This window comes from Actinomadura sp. SCN-SB (genome assembly GCF_043906805.1).
Classification (GTDB): Bacteria; Actinomycetota; Actinomycetes; order Streptosporangiales; family Streptosporangiaceae; genus Spirillospora.
In genome coordinates, this window is record NZ_JBIMPP010000003.1 from 17,863 (window position 1) to 33,478 (window position 15,616).

Annotated in this window: 18 protein-coding genes; 12 read left to right on the forward strand and 6 right to left on the reverse strand. The window is 72.6% G+C overall.

Annotated elements, in window-relative coordinates; translation table 11 throughout:
- Nucleotides 1–60: 60 nt before the first annotated feature.
- Genes ACGWYJ_RS02575 through ACGWYJ_RS02585 form a run of 3 tightly spaced genes read left to right on the forward strand, consistent with a single transcriptional unit; the run spans nucleotide 61 to nucleotide 1,738 of the window.
- On the forward strand, nucleotides 61–840 hold the full coding sequence (locus tag ACGWYJ_RS02575; RefSeq protein ID WP_395103861.1) for a class II aldolase/adducin family protein: 780 nt from the start codon (nucleotides 61–63) through the stop codon (nucleotides 838–840).
- On the forward strand, nucleotides 837–1,319 hold the full coding sequence (locus tag ACGWYJ_RS02580) for a MaoC family dehydratase N-terminal domain-containing protein (RefSeq protein ID WP_395103862.1): 483 nt from the start codon (nucleotides 837–839) through the stop codon (nucleotides 1,317–1,319). Before ACGWYJ_RS02575 ends, ACGWYJ_RS02580 begins: the two co-directional genes overlap by 4 nt.
- Entirely contained in the window at nucleotides 1,316–1,738 is a 423-nt protein-coding gene (locus ACGWYJ_RS02585; protein WP_395103863.1) for an acyl dehydratase, read from the forward strand. The genes ACGWYJ_RS02580 and ACGWYJ_RS02585 overlap by 4 nt, the downstream gene beginning before the upstream one ends.
- On the opposite strand, the gene ACGWYJ_RS02590 is transcribed toward ACGWYJ_RS02585, so the two are convergent.
- From ACGWYJ_RS02590 to ACGWYJ_RS02610, 5 genes are all read right to left on the reverse strand, one after another.
- On the reverse strand, nucleotides 1,723–2,688 hold the full coding sequence (locus tag ACGWYJ_RS02590) for a zinc-binding alcohol dehydrogenase family protein (RefSeq protein WP_395103864.1): 966 nt from the start codon (nucleotides 2,686–2,688) through the stop codon (nucleotides 1,723–1,725). The two genes, ACGWYJ_RS02585 and ACGWYJ_RS02590, sit on opposite strands and share 16 nt — an antisense overlap.
- On the reverse strand, nucleotides 2,685–3,509 hold the full coding sequence (locus ACGWYJ_RS02595) for an ABC transporter permease (protein ID WP_395103865.1): 825 nt from the start codon (nucleotides 3,507–3,509) through the stop codon (nucleotides 2,685–2,687). The genes ACGWYJ_RS02590 and ACGWYJ_RS02595 overlap by 4 nt, the downstream gene beginning before the upstream one ends.
- The gene (locus ACGWYJ_RS02600; protein WP_395103866.1) at nucleotides 3,506–4,414 is read right to left on the reverse strand and encodes an ABC transporter ATP-binding protein; all 909 of its coding nucleotides are present in this window, start codon (nucleotides 4,412–4,414) and stop codon (nucleotides 3,506–3,508) included. The genes ACGWYJ_RS02595 and ACGWYJ_RS02600 overlap by 4 nt, the downstream gene beginning before the upstream one ends.
- Nucleotides 4,411–5,400 (reverse strand): ABC transporter substrate-binding protein, encoded by a 990-nt coding sequence (locus ACGWYJ_RS02605; RefSeq protein ID WP_395103867.1) that lies wholly within the window; start codon nucleotides 5,398–5,400, stop codon nucleotides 4,411–4,413. Before ACGWYJ_RS02605 ends, ACGWYJ_RS02600 begins: the two co-directional genes overlap by 4 nt.
- 155 nt (nucleotides 5,401–5,555) lie before the next feature.
- Entirely contained in the window at nucleotides 5,556–6,326 is a 771-nt protein-coding gene (locus tag ACGWYJ_RS02610) for an SDR family NAD(P)-dependent oxidoreductase (protein ID WP_395103868.1), read from the reverse strand.
- A gap of 145 nt (nucleotides 6,327–6,471) precedes the next feature.
- Here ACGWYJ_RS02610 and ACGWYJ_RS02615 point away from each other — a divergent pair, with 145 nt between their 5' ends.
- The 7 genes from ACGWYJ_RS02615 to ACGWYJ_RS02645 are packed head-to-tail and all read left to right on the forward strand — an operon-like array spanning nucleotide 6,472 to nucleotide 12,567.
- The gene (locus tag ACGWYJ_RS02615) at nucleotides 6,472–7,689 is read left to right on the forward strand and encodes a Rieske 2Fe-2S domain-containing protein (RefSeq protein ID WP_395103869.1); all 1,218 of its coding nucleotides are present in this window, start codon (nucleotides 6,472–6,474) and stop codon (nucleotides 7,687–7,689) included.
- Nucleotides 7,690–7,695: 6 nt separating this feature from the next.
- Entirely contained in the window at nucleotides 7,696–7,821 is a 126-nt protein-coding gene (locus tag ACGWYJ_RS02620) for a hypothetical protein (protein WP_395103870.1), read from the forward strand.
- Nucleotides 7,818–9,173: a M20 family metallopeptidase gene (locus ACGWYJ_RS02625; RefSeq protein ID WP_395103871.1), complete on the forward strand. Its 1,356-nt coding sequence runs from the start codon at nucleotides 7,818–7,820 to the stop codon at nucleotides 9,171–9,173. The genes ACGWYJ_RS02620 and ACGWYJ_RS02625 overlap by 4 nt, the downstream gene beginning before the upstream one ends.
- Nucleotides 9,170–10,111, forward strand: a complete 942-nt coding sequence (locus ACGWYJ_RS02630; RefSeq protein WP_285699904.1) for a hypothetical protein — start codon at nucleotides 9,170–9,172, stop codon at nucleotides 10,109–10,111. Before ACGWYJ_RS02625 ends, ACGWYJ_RS02630 begins: the two co-directional genes overlap by 4 nt.
- A gap of 16 nt (nucleotides 10,112–10,127) precedes the next feature.
- Nucleotides 10,128–10,985, forward strand: coding sequence for an alpha/beta fold hydrolase (locus tag ACGWYJ_RS02635; RefSeq protein WP_395103872.1), 858 nt, complete (start codon nucleotides 10,128–10,130; stop codon nucleotides 10,983–10,985).
- Nucleotides 10,982–11,761, forward strand: coding sequence for an alpha/beta fold hydrolase (locus ACGWYJ_RS02640; RefSeq protein ID WP_395103873.1), 780 nt, complete (start codon nucleotides 10,982–10,984; stop codon nucleotides 11,759–11,761). The genes ACGWYJ_RS02635 and ACGWYJ_RS02640 overlap by 4 nt, the downstream gene beginning before the upstream one ends.
- A complete protein-coding gene (locus ACGWYJ_RS02645) occupies nucleotides 11,758–12,567 on the forward strand; it encodes an IclR family transcriptional regulator (protein ID WP_285699908.1) in 810 nt (269 codons plus the stop codon). The genes ACGWYJ_RS02640 and ACGWYJ_RS02645 overlap by 4 nt, the downstream gene beginning before the upstream one ends.
- A gap of 47 nt (nucleotides 12,568–12,614) precedes the next feature.
- Here ACGWYJ_RS02645 and ACGWYJ_RS02650 read toward each other — a convergent pair whose 3' ends face one another.
- The gene (locus ACGWYJ_RS02650; RefSeq protein ID WP_395103874.1) at nucleotides 12,615–14,090 is read right to left on the reverse strand and encodes an aldehyde dehydrogenase family protein; all 1,476 of its coding nucleotides are present in this window, start codon (nucleotides 14,088–14,090) and stop codon (nucleotides 12,615–12,617) included.
- A 148-nt stretch (nucleotides 14,091–14,238) separates the two neighbouring features.
- On the opposite strand from ACGWYJ_RS02650, the gene ACGWYJ_RS02655 reads away from it, so the two are divergent.
- Nucleotides 14,239–14,856: a LysE family translocator gene (locus tag ACGWYJ_RS02655; protein ID WP_395103875.1), complete on the forward strand. Its 618-nt coding sequence runs from the start codon at nucleotides 14,239–14,241 to the stop codon at nucleotides 14,854–14,856.
- Nucleotides 14,857–14,943: 87 nt separating this feature from the next.
- Nucleotides 14,944–15,093, forward strand: a complete 150-nt coding sequence (locus ACGWYJ_RS02660; RefSeq protein WP_395103876.1) for a hypothetical protein — start codon at nucleotides 14,944–14,946, stop codon at nucleotides 15,091–15,093.
- Nucleotides 15,094–15,616: the final 523 nt, after the last annotated feature.

Consider the following 15,616-nt stretch of genomic DNA (forward strand, 5'->3'; position numbering starts at 1 on the left):
CCGCCGTGGCCTGCCCGAACACGCGGGCCTACTCTGCCGGGTGAGAGAGGGAGGCAGCTCATGACGGTCGTAGACGAGGATCTGGCGAACATTCCGGCACCCCCCGTCTTCGCGACGACGGCGGAGGAACGCGAGCACCGCAAGCGGCGGGTCGCCGCGGGGTACCGGGTGCTGGCCCGCTTCGGCCTGGACGAGGGGATCGCCGGGCACATCACCTGCCGTGACCCCGAGCTCACCGACCATTTCTGGACGGCGCCGTTCGGCCGCTACTTCGGCCGCGTCCTGCCGCGGGATCTGATCCTGGTGAACGACGAGGGCAAGGTCGTGGAGGGCGAGGGACGGCTCAACCGGGCCGCGTTCGCCATCCACTCCGAGGTGCACAAGGCCCGGCCCGACGTCGTCGGGGCGGTGCACGCGCACGGCCTGCACGGCAAGACGTTCTCGTCCCTGCACACCACGCTGGCGCCGCTTACCCAGGACGCCTGCGCCTTCTACGGGTCGCACTCCTTCCACGAGGACTACTCGGGCGTGGTGTTCGACCCCGAGGAGGGGCAGCGCATCGCGGCCTCGCTCGGCGACGGCAAGGCGGTCATCCTCGCCAACCACGGCCACCTCACGGTGGGCCGGACGGTGGACTCGGCGATCTGGTGGTTCGTCACGATGGAGCGGTCCTTCCAGTCCGAGCTGATGGCCCGCGCCGCCGGCGACCCGGTGCCGCTGGACGAGGAGACCGCGCGGCTGACCGCCGAGCAGGTGGGCGGGGAGGACGTCGGCTGGTTCGCCTTCCAGCCCATCTGGGAGCGGATCGTCTCCGAGCAGCCGGACCTCCTCGCAGAGTGACCGGCGCGCTTCTGGAACCGGCGGAGAAACGGGCCCGGGCCGAAATCGGCCGCGTGGAGCGCCGGTCGCTCGGCACGGTGAGCGCCGACGCCGCGGCCGAGTTCGCGCGGGCGGCGGGCGAGACCTCCCCGCGACTGGTCGACCCGGCCCATCCCGCCTTCACCGTCCACCCGATGTACCTGGTCAGCCTGCTGCGCGGGGCGCCGGGCGCCGCCCCGGAGGAGTACCGCCCGGACGGCATGTACCGGGACGAGGTCCCCGGCACCGACGGGCTCGACGTGCGGCTGATGGCGGGCGGGCAGGACGTGCGCTTCCTCGGGGAGGCGCGTCCCGGTGAACGCATCGAGGTGCGCCGCGTCCTGGAATCCGTCGAACGCAAGGGGAAGGGCGCGGGCTTCCTGCTGCTCACGGTCGTCAAGACCTACGCCTCGGAGCGCGGCCCGCTGGCCGAGGTCACGGAAAGGTTCATCGTCCGATGAGAACAGAGGTCCCGCCGGTGGAGTACGTCCCGGACGAGATCACCCTGCTCCGGTTCGGGGCGGTGACCCGCAACGCCCATCGCATCCACTACGACACCGCGTTCGCCCGCTCGGAGGGGCTGGACGGCCCGGTGGTGATGGCGCAGTTGCACGGCTGCCTGTTCCATCGGGCCGCCGCGGCCTACGCGGGCGAGACCGGAGAGGTGCTCTCGGTCGGCTGGCAGAACCGGGCGCCCGCCTATGCCGGTGACCGCCTCGTCGTCTCGGGCGTGGTCGAGTCCGTCGACGAGGAGACCGGCCACATCACCCTGGCCCTGGAGGAACACCGCTTCCCGGACGGCGAAGGCCCCGGCACGCTGTGCTGCCGGGGCCACGCCGTGGTCGCCGTTCGTTCCTCGGACGCTCAGTCCTCGAAGTAGAGCGCCACCTTGCCGATCGCCTCCCCGGTGCGGAGCCGTTCGGCGGCCTCCGCGAGCCGTTCGGCCGGGTACCGCTCGATCGGCAGCGTCAGCTCGCCCGCCGACAGCTCCGTCAGCAGCCGGGCGGCGTCCTCCGCGACCTCCCCGCCACGCCTGATCAGGTTGACCGGCAGGAGCGACACGTCGGCGAGCAGGAAGTCCGCGAGGTCGGCGCGGAAATCGCGGCCGGCCGTGTAGCCGACCAGCGCGACCCGGCCGCCGGCCCGCACCTGCCCGAGCATGGCGGTCAGCACCGGCCCGCCCACCGTGTCGATCACGGCGTCGAAGGGGCCCGAGGACGACCCGGCCAACTCGGAGGCCAGGATCGCCTTGGCCTGGGCCGGGACGTGCGCCAGCTTGGACGCGCGGCCGACGACGCCGACGACCTCCGCCCCGGCGCGCGCCGCGAGCTGCACGGCCAGCGTTCCGACCGCGCCCGCCGCGCCCGTCACCGCGACCCGTTCCCCGGGCCGTACCGCGGCGACCGAGTGGACCGCGAGCAGCGCCGTCCCGGCCGGGGAGAAGAAGCAGCACGCCAGGGCCGGGTCGATCCCCTCGGGGACGGGCACGACCGCCGAATCGCCCACCACGGCGTGCTCGGCCCAGCCTCCGTCCCGCTTCAGCCCGGCGCCGCCGCCGCGGAACCGCACCGGCAGTCCCTCGGGATGGACGTCGGACTCCACCACGACACCGGCCGCCTCCGTGCCGGGCACCGAGGGCAGGTCCGGCAGGATGCCGAACCGGCCCTCCACCACGTTCAGGTCGAGATGCCCGACCTGCGCGGCCCGCACCCGGATCAGGGTGTGGCCCGGCGGCCGGTCCGGCACGGGCCGCTCCACCAGGCGCGGCAGCTCACCGAACCTCTCCAGGACCAGCGCCCTGCTCGTCCGTTCACCGGCGGGTTCGCTCACACCTTCACCTCGTAACGCTTCAGGACGCGGGCCGCCACGATCCGCAGCACCCGGTCGAAGACGAACCCCAGAATTCCCAGCACGATGATGCCGACGAACACCCAGTCGATACGGCCGTAGTTCCGGGAGGTCCAGATCAGCGCGCCCAGCCCCACCTGCGCGGCGACGATCTCCGCCGACACGATGGTCAGGAAGCTGTTGCCCATCGCCAGCCGGGCGCCGGTGACGATGTGCGGCACCGTCGAGGGCAGCACCACGTTCCGCATGATCTGCCAGCGGTTCGCGCCGAGGCTGGCCGCCGCGCGCAGCTTGGACTCGTTCACCGACAGCACGCCCGCGATGGTGTTGAGGGTGACGATGAAGACGGCGGTGTAGAAGATCAGCACCACCTTGGACGACTCGCCGATCCCCAGCCACACCACGGCCAGCGTGACGAACGCGACCGGGGGGATGAAGCGGAAGAACTCGATGTAGGGGTCCAGCAGCCGCCGGATGATGGGGACCTGCCCCATCAGCAGGCCCACCGGCACCCCGACCGCCAGGCCCAGGCCCCAGCCGATCAGGATTCGGCGGCTGGAGGCGATCACCGAGTTGCCCAGCGTGCCGTCGGCCGCCAGCTCGCGCGCCGCCGACAGGGTCTGGCCGGGCGAGGCCACCAGCGCCGAGCCGTACCGCATGGCCAGCAGCTGCCACACCGCGATGCCCGCGGCGATCGACACCACGAACATGCCGAGCGAGCGCAGCCGTCCCGCCACCGCGCCCGGCCGCCGCGGTTCCTCGACGGACGGGGTGGCCGCGGCGTCCGCCGAGACGACGGTCATCGTTCCTCCCCTGGCTCGTCCGCCGGAGCCTCCGGCGGATCGTCCACGCCCTGCTCGCGCAGGGCCTTGCGCACCTCTTCGCCGATGTCGCGGCGCAGCGCCGCGCGCAGCTCGATCGCCTCGGGCGCCGTGTCGTCGCGGGGACGCGGCAGGTCCACCGGGTACACGCTCTTGATCGTGGCGCCGGGTCCCGCGGTCATCACCGCGACCCGGTCGCCCAGCACGATCGCCTCGTCGATGTCGTGGGTGACGAACACGACGGTGCAGCCGGACGCCCGCCAGATCCGCGCCATCTCCTCCTGCATGACCTGCCGGGTCTGGGCGTCCAGCGCGCCGAACGGCTCGTCCATCAGGACGACGCTCGGCTCGTTGGCCAGGACCCGCGCGATCTGCACGCGCTGCCGCATGCCGCCCGACAGCTGGCCGGGGAACCGGTCGGCGCAGTGCCGCAGCCCGACCAGGCCCAGGTACTCCTCCGCGATCTGGTTCTGCTCGGCCCGCGACCGGCCCCGCATCCGCGGGCCGAACGCCACGTTCTGGCGCACGGTCAACCAGTCGAACAGGGCCTCGCTGCTCTGGAACACCATGCCACGGCCGGGGTCGGGGCCGGTGACGGCCTCGCCGCCCACGGTGAGGCGGCCCCGCCGCACCGGGACGAATCCGGCCAGCGCCGACAGCAGCGTGGACTTGCCGCAGCCGCTCGGGCCGAGCAGGCACAGGAACTCCCCGGCCTCGATGTCCAGCGAGATGTCCTGGACGGCGAGGAAGGACCCGAAGCCGATGGCCACGCCGGAGACGGACACCGCCGCCCCGTGACCGGCCCGGCCCCCGTCCCCCGCCGGGGCCCCGCTCGCGGGGGCCTCATCCGGCGGAGGGCGGCGACCGGTGTCGATGGCCTTGGTCATCCCGTTCCTTTCGCGTTCGCGGCCACCCATCCCTGGAGCACGGCCGCGTTGAGGTTGGGAGTGGCTTTGACCTTGCCGGTGCTGACGTACCAGGCGGCGGTGCTCTCGTAGCCCTTCATATCGGCGGGCGTGATGTCGCGCACCTTGAAGTCGATCTCACGGATCGCCGTCATGGTCTGCTCGGGCGGCACCTTGGCGGCCTTCTGCGTCGCCTCGGCCGCCGCGTCCGGGTCGGACTCCACCAGCGCGGTCGCCTCCTGCAGGACCTGGGCGACCTTGGCGGCCGTGCCCTCGTTGGCGCTCAGCCACTTCTGGCCGGTGATGAGCCAGTGCTGGTACTTCAGCCCGTAGGCGCCGGTGGACTCCAGGACCTTGCCGCCCAGCTTGACGCCGTTGGCGGGCCACGGCTCCCACAGCGTGTAGGCGTCCACCTCGCCCTTCTGCAGCAGGGCGGGGATCTCCGGCGGGTCGGCGGTGACGAACGTGACCGACTTCACGTCGATCTTCTTGGACTCCAGGTACTTGGTCATGGCCAGCTCGGACAGGCCGGGGACGATCGCGACCTTCTTGATCTCGGACGGGGAGCCCGTCTTCGGACTGGCGACGACCTTCAGGTACTGCCCGGACTCCTGGTAGATCAGCAGTGCCCGCAGCGACGGGTTCTGCTGGAGCTGGGCGATGGTGGTGGTGTCGGAGCTGCCGGCCATCTGGACCTGGCCGCCGGCGATCGCGTCGACGGCCTCGCCGCCCCGGCCGAACTGGACCACCTCGACGTTCAGGCCGTGCTTACGCCACAGCCCCTTGGAGTCGGCGACGAAGAACGGCGCGTACGCCGCGTCGATGCCGACGGCGATACGGATCCTAGGACCGGTGGCGGCGGGGCCGCCGGAGTCGGTGGTGGCGCCGCCACACGCCGAGAGCGTGAACAGCGCGACTATGAGCGAGAGCGCGCCCGCGAGGCGCCATCTCGTGGCCCGTGCGTCCATGAGACCTCATAAGTTGGTGATGAGCTGCCGGATTGGGGGAGAGTAGGCCCGCGTTCGTTACAGGCGCATGGCCGGGGGTCCGCTGAGCGGGACGTGCGGCCTCTGATCAGTGGTCGGTGGGCCGCGATCACTGGGCTGTGATCAGTGGGCCGTGATCAGTGGGCCAGGTAGCCGCCGTCGACCGTGAGGACGGTCCCGGTGAGGAAGCCGGACGCCGGTGAGGCGAGCAGCAGCAGCGCCCCGGCCAGCTCGCGCGGCTCGCCCCAGCGGGCCAGCGGCACCTCGCGTTCCACGAACGCCCTGGCCACGGGGTCGTCACGGGAGCCGACGTTCATCTCGGTCAGGATCGGGCCCGGCATCAGGCAGTTGGCGGTCACGCCGGTGCCCGCCAGTTCCAGCGCCAGCGCCTTGGTCAGCTGGACGACCGCGCCCTTGGACGCGGCGTAGGCGGCGCGCGCCGGGGCCCCGACCGACCCGAGGACCGAGCCCAGCGTGACGATCCGTCCCGATCCGGCCTCCGTCATGACGCGGGCGGCGGCGCGGCAGGCGTACCAGGTGCCGTACACGTTGGTGGCGAAGCAGGCGTGCAGGTCCCCGGTCGGCAGCTCGGCCACCGTGCCGCGGGCCAGCCTGCCGGCGCTGGTCACCAGGACGTCCAGACGGCCCCACCGCCGCACGACCTCGGCGACGGCCGCGTCCACCTGGGACTCCTCGGTGACGTCGCAGCCCAGGCCGAGCGCGGTGCCGCCGCGTTCCGCCAGCCGCGCGGCGGCCTCGCGGGCCCGCCCGGCGTCGCGCGACAGGACCGCGACCTTCGCGCCCGCGGCCAGGAGCGTGCGGGCCGCCTCGGCGCCGATGCCGGACGTGCCGCCGGTGACCAGGGCGGTCCGGCCGGTCAGGGAGAACGCGTCGATGATCTCGTCCATGCGCGGACCCTGACACGCCCCCGCCGGTCCGCGTGCCGGTCGCGGTCTGCTGAGCGGGACGAGTCCATAGGCGAACGGGCCGGTCGGGACGGATGCTCGGGGCGCACGGCTCGAAACAGGGTTCGGTGAGCAGGAGGACTTGCAGATGACGGGTGGGGAATCCCTCGATCCCAAGGCCGCGCCCCGGGCGCGACGCCCGGTCGGGGCACCGGGGCGCCAGGACTGGTCGTCGTGGCCCCACTACGAGGCGGCGGCCGAGGGCTTCCGCGGCTACTGGTATCCGGTGACCTGGTCGAGCCACATCACCGGGAACCCCCGTTCGTACACGATCTGCGGCGACAAGATCGTGCTCGTCCGGGACGCGGGGAAGGCGTACGCGCTGCACGACCGCTGCCCGCACCGGGGGGTGCCGCTGTCGGAGGGCGACCAGCAGTTCCCCGGCACGATCAGCTGCCCCTACCACGGCTGGACGTTCGACCTGGCCAGCGGGCGGCTGGCCGCGGTGATCACCGATGGCCCCGACTCGCGGATCTGCGGGAAGGTCGGCGTGCGGACCTATCCCGTCGAGGAGCGCCTCGGCATGGTGTGGGTGTACATCCCGGTCGCCGGCGAGGAGCCGCACCCGATCGACGAGCAGCTTCCCGAGGAGCTGGTCGCCAACCCGTTCGTGATGGGCGGGCGGATCGACCCCCGGCGCGGCAACTGGCGGTTCGCCTGCGAGAACGGCTTCGACGAAGGTCACGCCAAGTACCTGCACAGAACGTCGCTGTGGCGGCTGTTCAAGCCGATGCCCACCTGGAACGTGACACGGATCGTCCCCCAGGGCCGCTGGATCTACCGGGTGCAGGACGAGGTGCACTGGGAGGCCGACTTCCCGGGCGTGGGGCGCTGGACCAACAAGCGCTGGTGGAAGATGTCGCCGCCCAAGGAGACCTTCAACATCGGCAACACCGGCAAGCCGAAGCGCGTGGACCCGACGATCGAGGCGCAGAAGTTCCCCGGCTTCGCGTCCCTGTCGATGCCGGGCGTGCTCCGCATCGCCTACCCCAACTTCATCCACTACGAGTTCTACGTCCCGGTGGACTCGGACAACCACCGCTATGTCGGGGTGATGGTCAACTTCACCGAGGGCTGGCACACCCTCCGCTTCTACGCCAAGTACCTGGGGGCCATCCGCTGGCTGTTCCACGGCCAGTTCTCCGCCCAGGACGCCTGGATGGTCGACGTCACCGACGCCCCGCCCGAGAAGCTCTACCGCCCCGACGTCTCGCTGACCGCCTGGCGCGCGCTGAGCCAGGAGGAGTACGCCAAGAAGCTCGCCGACTGCGGCGTCGCCCCCGCTCCCAAGCCGAAGAAGAGGTAGGAAGAGGTGAGGATCGTGAAGCGCATCCTGCCCGCGATGATCGCCGGTGCCGTGCTGGCCGTGGCGATCCCGGCGGTGTGGCGCTGGATCGCCCGGACCAGCCGCACGCAGGTCCACAGGATCGGTCAATGACCGACGGGCTGGCCGGGCTGGACGACCGCAGGCGCGGCTGGGTCGAGTCGGCGTGGCGGCACGTCACCCCCGGCCGGCTGCGCGAGCTGGTCCGCGGCCTGGTGGACGTGCCGAGCCCGACGGGCGACGAGGGACCGCTGGCCGGGCACATCGCCGCCACCCTGGACGCCGCGGGCTGCCCGGCCCGCGTGCAGCCGCTGGACGACCGGCAGGCCAACGCCTGGGCGCGGCTGGACGGCGACGGCACCGGCCCCGACCTGATGCTGTACGCGCCGATCGACACCCTGACCGTGGGGGAGGAGGACGAGGACGTCCCCTGGATCGGGCCCGAGCTGCGGCCCGACATGCGTCCCCGCGCGGTGGTGGACGGCGATCTGGTGGTGGGCCTGGGCGCGTCCAATCCCAAGGGGCACGCCGCGTGCGTGATGATGGCGGCCGAGGCGATCGCGCGGGCCGGGATCCCGCTGACCGGCGACCTGATCGCCGCGTTCGGCGCCGGCGGCATGCCCACCAACGCCCGCCCGTCCGGGACACGGCGCAACACCGGGCAGGGCGCGGGCTGCTCGTTCCTGCTGGAGCAGGGGGTGTGGGCCGACTACGCCGTGATCGCCAAGCCGGGCTGGACGGTCTCCTGGGACGAGGTCGGGCTCGTCTGGTTCGAGGTCACCGTGCGCGGCACCCACACCTACGTGGGATCGCGGCACCGGCTGCCGTACGGCAACGCCATCGCGCGGGCCGGGCTGGTCGCGCAGCGCCTGGAGGAGTGGTTCGCCGAGTACGCCGAGCGGCACACCGAGGGGACGGTGGCGCCGCAGGGCGTCGTGGCGTCGATCCGCGGCGGCTGGCCGCGGATGGCGGCGGTGACCCCCGCCGCCTGCGTGCTGCGGGTGGACCTGCGGATCGGCCCGGGGACGTCGCCGATGGCGGCCAAGCGGGAGTTCATGGCCGCGCTCGACGCGATCCGCGCCGGCACCCCCGGCCTGGACGTGGACGCCGAGATGATCCTGGCCATCCCCGGCACCGCGTCGGATCCGGACGGCTGGGTGTGCCGCAGCGCCGTCGCCGCCTGGGAGGCGTTCGAGGGACGCCCGCACGAGGTGATCCGCGGCAACAGCGGCGCCACCGACGCCAACATCCTGCGGAACCGGGGCGTGCCCACGGTGCGGATCGGCATGCCGAAGATCACCGAGGCGCCGCGCGAGATCGACTTCCCGTTCGGCATGAACGCCGTGGACGTCCGCGAGATGGAGCGGCTCACCCGCCTCCTGGTCCGCACGGCCATCGACACCGTCACCCGTACGCGGGACGAGGTGGCCGCCCATGCCGCCTCGGCCGAAGGAGCCCTCGTATGACCGAGATCGTGCTGGGCGTGGGGGCCTCCCACTCCACGCTGATGAACACCCACTGGGAGGAGACCGTCCACAAGGACCGGGCGGAGCGGTTCAGGGACGCGCTGTACGCGGCGCGCGACGAGATCGCCAAGGCCCGGCCCGACACGGTGATCGTGGTGGGCTCCAACCACTTCCGGGGGTTCTGGCTGGACCTGATCCCGAGCTTCACCATCGGGGTCGGGGAGTGCCTGGCCAGCGGGGAGTCCGGGACGCCCAAGGGCCCGCAACCGGTGGACGTGCCGCTGGCACAGCACATCGCGGACGCGCTGGTGGAGGGCGGCCGGTTCGACGTGGCCTTCTCCGCCCGGCTCCAGATCGACCACGGCCAGTCGCACGCGATCCAGTACCTGCTGGACGGGCTGGACGTGGAGATCGTCCCGCTGGTGGTGAACGTGTTCGCGCACCCGCTGCCGACCCTCGAACGCTGCGAGCGCCTCGGCCGCGCCATCCGCGAGGCGGTGCTGGCGTTCCCCGGCGGGCGCAGGGTCGCGGTGATCGGGTCCGGCGGGCTCTCGCACCGCCTGCCCTGGCCGGACTGGCGCGACCCGCACGGCGACGACGAGGAGTTCATGGTCGGCGCCTGGCTCAACGGCCGCGACAACTGGCAGGACTACGACGCCCGGCGGCGGCAGATCATCCGTGCCGCCGAGGCCGCGATCAACCCCGAGTTCGACGAGGAGTTCCTGGGCCTGCTGGAGCGCGGCGAGGCCGCCGGGCTCACCGCGCACACCACCCAGAGCCTGGAGGAGATCGCCGGCAACGGCGCCCAGGAGCTGCGCACCTGGCTGCTCATGGCGGCCCTGCTCGACCACGTCCCCGGACGGCGGCTGTCGTACGAGGTCATCCCCGAGTGGCTGACCGGTATGGCCGTGGCCGTCCTCGACCCCGCCACCAGTTGAACCCGAAAGGCGACGCATGAGCATCTGGACCGAACTGGTCGACGTCGACTACCGCCACGCCTACGTGGACGCGGGCGGAGTGCGCACCCGCGCGCTCCAGGCCGGGCCGGAGGACGGCGAGCATGTGATCTTCCTGCACGGCACGACCGGGCACTTGGAGGCGTTCGTCCGCAACATCCCCTCACACGCCGAGCGCTACCGGTGCCACGCCATCGACATGCTGGGCCACGGCTACACCGGCAAGCCCGACCGTCCCGGCGAGATCCCCGCCTATGTCGAGCACCTGTGGGCCTACATGGACGCCGTCGGCGCCGAGCGGGCGCATCTGGTGGGCGAGTCGCTGGGCGGCTGGGTCGCGTCGTGGGCGGCCAGTGAGCGGCCCGACCGCGTCATCTCGCTGCAACTGCTCTGCATGGGCGGCACGAAGATCAACCCGCAGGTGATGGAGCGGCTGAAGACCACCACCCGGGCCGCGGTCGAGCAGGAGGACCCGTCCTTCACCAAGGAGCGGCTGCGGCTGCTGTGGGCGACCTGGGACGAGCAGCTCGGGGACGAGATCGCCGACGTCCGGTTCGACATCTACCACCGTCCCGACTTCACGGCGAACCTGCACAACCTGCTGGCCCTGCAGGAGGTGGAGGCGCGCGAGCGCAACCTGCTCCGCCCGGACCGGATGGCGACGATCAAGGCGCCGACGCTGGTGGTCTGGGGCAACAAGAACCCGCTGGGCGGCGTCCCCGAGGCGGAGGCGATCGCGGCGGCGATCCCGGGGGCGAGGCTGGAGGTGTTCAACGACTGCGGCCACTGGCCCCAGCATGAGAGGCCCGAGCTGTACAACCCCCTGAGCCTCGCCTTCCTGGCCGAAGCCTCATGATCCGCTTCGGGTACGCCGACACCTCGCGGGGCCAGGTCCACTACGCCGAGTGCGGCGACGGCCCGCCGGTCGTGCTGCTCCACCAGACGCCCCGGTCCTGGGACGAGTACCGCGAGGTGCTGCCGCTGCTGGGCCGTACCCACCGGGCGATCGCGATGGACACCATCGGCTTCGGCGCCTCCGCGCCGCTGGCCGACCACTCGATCGAGACCTACGCGGCCACCGTCGTGGAGTTCCTCGACGCGCTGGGCCTGGCGGAGACCGCCCTGGTCGGCCACCACACCGGCGGTGTGGTGGCCGTCGAGGTGGCGGCCCGCGCCCCGGAGCGGATCTCCGCCCTGGTGCTCTCGTCCACGCCGTACGTGGACGCCGACGCGCGCAAGGCCCGTGAGAACCGGCCGGCCATCGACGCGGTCGAGCCCGACCCCGAGGGGAGGCACCTGACCGAGCTGTGGGGCCGGAGACAGCCGTACTACCCGCCCGGACGGCCCGATCTGCTCACCCGATTCGTTCGTGACGCGCTGGTCCTCGGCGACGACGTGGAGAAGGGGCACGAGGCCGTCGCGCGGTACCGGATGGAGGACAGGATCGGCCTCGTCCGCTGCCGGACGCTGTGTCTGGGCGCCTCCGCGGACCCTTTCGTGTTCCCTGACCTGCGGGTATTGTCATCGCAACTTAACAGGGCGACCGTAGCGGTGATCGAGGGCGGCATGGTTCCTTTGATGGAACAGCGTTCCCCAGAGGTCTGCGATGTGATCGTGAGGTTCCTGTCTTGACCGTCGTTTCGATCGACCACGCCCGTACGACCCGGGCCTCGGCGCCGCGGCGGGGCCTGGGTCCCGACCCGATGAACTCCGTTCTCGGCAAGGCCCAGTTGATCATCGAGGCGTTCACCGCCGAGGACGCCAGCCTGTCGCTGGCCGATCTGGTCCGGCGCACCGGCGTCGCCAAGGCGACCGTGCACCGGCTCGCGCAGGAGCTGGTGGAGTGGGGACTGCTCGAACGGGACGGCTGCGACTACCGGCTCGGCCTGCGGCTGTTCGAGATCGGGCAGCGGGTGCACCGGCAGCGGATCCTGCGCGAGGTCGCCCAGCCGTACATGGAGGACCTGCTGCTGGCCACCCAGGAGACCATCCACTTCGCCATCCATGACGGCCTGGAGGTCCTGTACCTGGAGAAGATCCTGGCGCATCGGGGGCTGAGCGAGCAGTCCCGCGTGGCGGGGCGGCTTCCGCTGTACTGCACCGCCACCGGCAAGGTGATCCTGGCCTTCGGGCCCGCCTCCCTGTTCGCCGATGTCGTGCGCAACGGCCTGAAGCCGCTCACCCGGCACACCATCACCTCGCCCGCCCGGCTGCGCGCCCAGCTCGACCGCGTGCGCGTGGAGCGGATGGCGATCGAGGCGGAGGAGACCAGGCTCGGGTACATGAGCACGGCCGTTCCGGTGTTCGGCCGCGGATCGACCCTGGTCGGCGCGTTGTCGATCACCGGGCCGACGTACCGGATGGACCCGGCCAAGCTGTCGGGCGCGCTCCGCACGGCGGGCATGGGCATCACCCGCTCGCTCCGCCAGGTCCTGTGAGCGTCCAGGCGCTGTGAGCGTCCCGGACGGGGCGCCGGGCCCGCGGGCTACTCGGTGAGGGCGCCGCCGCCCCACAGCGGAGGGCGGCGCGAGCCGAGATCCACACTGATGATCTTGGCGGTGCTGTAGCGGGCCAGCATCCGCTCGCCGAACTCGTGCCCGGGGGCGGGTCCCGCGGCGGTGTCGGACGGGAACCCGGCCGGACGGTCGAACCACCGGTTGATCCAGACGATCCCGGCGTCCAGTTCGCGGGCGATGCGGTGCCCCCGGGCGAGGTCGGCCGTCCACACTCCGGCGGCGCGCCCGGAGGCCGCCGCGTTGACCCGCTCCACGGCCGCCCACTCGTCCTCGAAGGACTCGATCACGGCGACGGGGCCGGGCGGCGGCGGCCCGGCGACCTCGCCGCCGTCCGGGCGGGCCAGCAGGGTCGGCGCGTGGAAGAACCCGCCGGCCAGAGCGGGCGGCAGCCCGGACGGCTCACCGCCCGCCACCAGCCGGGCCCCCGCGTCCAGCGCCCGCCGGATGGCGCCGCGCACCTCCTCCCGGCGTTCCGCCGAGATCATCGGTCCCATCTCGGTGGACAGCTCAAGGGGGTCGCCCAGCACGACGGCCCCGGCCGTCGCCGCCAGCCGCCCGGCGAACTCCTCGCGCACCGACTCGTGCACGATCATCCGGGACGGCGTCCCGCCCGCCTCGCCGCCCGCCGTGCACATCCCCGTCAGCGCGTCGATGACGGCCGCGTCCAGGTCGGCGTCCTCGAACACCACCATCGCGCCGCCGGTCCGGCCGGCCCGCGACGTGCGGGGACGCCCGATCCGCAGCGTGCCGGGGTGCGCGTCCAGGCACGCCCCGACGCGCTCGTCCACGCCGGTCACCACGTTGAGGACGCCGGACGGCAGCAGGTCCTCGACGGCGCGGGCGAACTCCAGCACGGTCGCCGACGCCCGTCCCGCGGGATGCACCACCATCGTGTTCCCCGCGGCGAGCGCGGGCGCGATCTGCTCGGCGAGCGCCACCAGTGGCGCGTTCCACGGCACCCGGACGGTGAGCACGCCGAGCGGCGACCGCACCGTGTACGCCATGCCGTGCGGGTCCTCGATCGGCACCTGCTCGCCCTTGACGCCCCTGGCCAGCCCGGAGAACAGGCGCAGCGCCGCGACGCAGGCCGGGACGTCCGAGAAGTAGGACTCCCGGACCGGCAGGCCCCCCTCGGTCGCCAGCAGCACCGCCCACCGGTCCGGGTCGGCCTCGATCCGGTCGGCCATCCGCCACAGCGCCTCCTGGCGCGTCGCCAGGCTCGACCGGCGCCAGCCGGTGAACGCCTTGCGCGCCGCCGCGACCGCGTCCTCGACCTGTTCCGGCCCCGCCTCGGGAAGCTCGGCCCAGGCCGTTCCCACGGTCGGGTCCACGGCCTCGAACGCCGCGCGTGCGTTCACCCACTCGCCCGCGACGAACAGCCGGTACGGCCCGTCCGGGCGGTACGTCCGGCGGGCCTCCCCGGCCGCGTCCCAGGACTCAGGCACCCGGCACCGCCGGCGGGGTGTCGAGGAGCGGTCTCACGTTCACGGTGCGAACTCTCCCAGCCCGGCCCGCCGCGCTTAAGCGGGGCGTCCTGCTCACCGGAACGATCCAGGTCTTCGCCGCGCATCCCTTTCCGTGCAGAATCGCCCCATGTGGACGCAGATGGTGGCCGCCGCGGGCGTGCTCGCCTTGCTGACCGTTCTCCCGGGGCCCGACATGGCGGTCGTGACGCAGCGCGCGATCGCCCGGGGGAGGTCCGACGCGCTGCGGGCGATGGCGGGCATCGTGTCCGGCCTGCTGGTGTGGGGGCTGTGCGCCATCGCCGGGCTCGCCGCCGTCCTGGCGGCCTCGGCGGAGGCGTACCTCGTCGTCAAGCTCCTTGGAGCGGGCTATCTGGTCTTCCTGGGCGCGCGGGCACTGTGGGACAACCGCCGCGGTTCCGTACCGCCTGAGGAGTCCCGGGCGGGCGGCGCGGGCGGCGCCTACTGGACGGGGCTGGTCACCAACGCGCTCAACCCCAAGATCGCGGTGTTCTACGTCGGCCTGCTGCCGGCCCTGGTTCCCGACGGCCTGCCCGTCGCGCCGGGCATGGCGCTGCTGGTCCTGCTGCACGCGGCGCTGTCGGTGGCCTGGCTGGGCGGGTACGCCGGCCTGCTGGCCAGGGCACGGTCGCTGGTCGAGCGGCCCGGGGTCCGCCGCGCGCTGGGACGGGCGACCGGCGTGGCGCTGATCGGATTCGGCGTGCGCGTGGCGGCCGACTCGGGCTGATCCGGCGCGGGTTGGTCCGGTACGGGCGCGTCCCGGGCGGCGGACATCCTGGTCATCTCTGGTCATCACGGCTGGAATGATGGCCGCATGATCTCAATCGAGGGCCTCGCCAAGCACTTCGGCCCGGTCCGCGCCGTGGACGGGCTGAGCTTCACGGCCCGTCCCGGAATGGTCACGGGCTTCCTCGGCCCCAACGGCACTGGTCTTAACCGGCACACCCAAGAGCCTCCAAGGTAGCACCGATCACGCGGACGGGACACGAGAAGGCCCCGCTCCCGTGCTCAGCACACAGAAGCGGGGCCTTGGCCGCCCCACATCGCGGGGGCCGACGGTGGATGGCGGTGTGGGACGGCCGTCTAGGGGAGCGTCACCATGTGGCGCGGTGCCTACCGACGTAGCCACGACGGCGGTGGGACGCGATGAGCATCGTTCCTGACCCGGTCACCAGTGCCACACCGACGATGAGCAGGGCCATCGCGAGCGCCGTCATGCCGCGCCCCCGTCCGCCGTGCCGGATACGTCCGCACCCGCAAGGAACGCCACCCGCCGCCGCGCTCCGTCCCTGTCGCGTGTCTTCAGCGGGAACTCGCACCAAACGCGGTCCTGACGGCGGGCCTCCCGCGCGCACGCGTGCGCGTCGGGTCCGAACACGATCGATTCTAGTCCTGCTCGGACCTCGCGGGATGAGAGCGGCACCGTGAGCCGTGCTGTCCAGTAGTCACCCGTCCGCGCCGGTGTGGTCCATCTGCGCGACACCTGC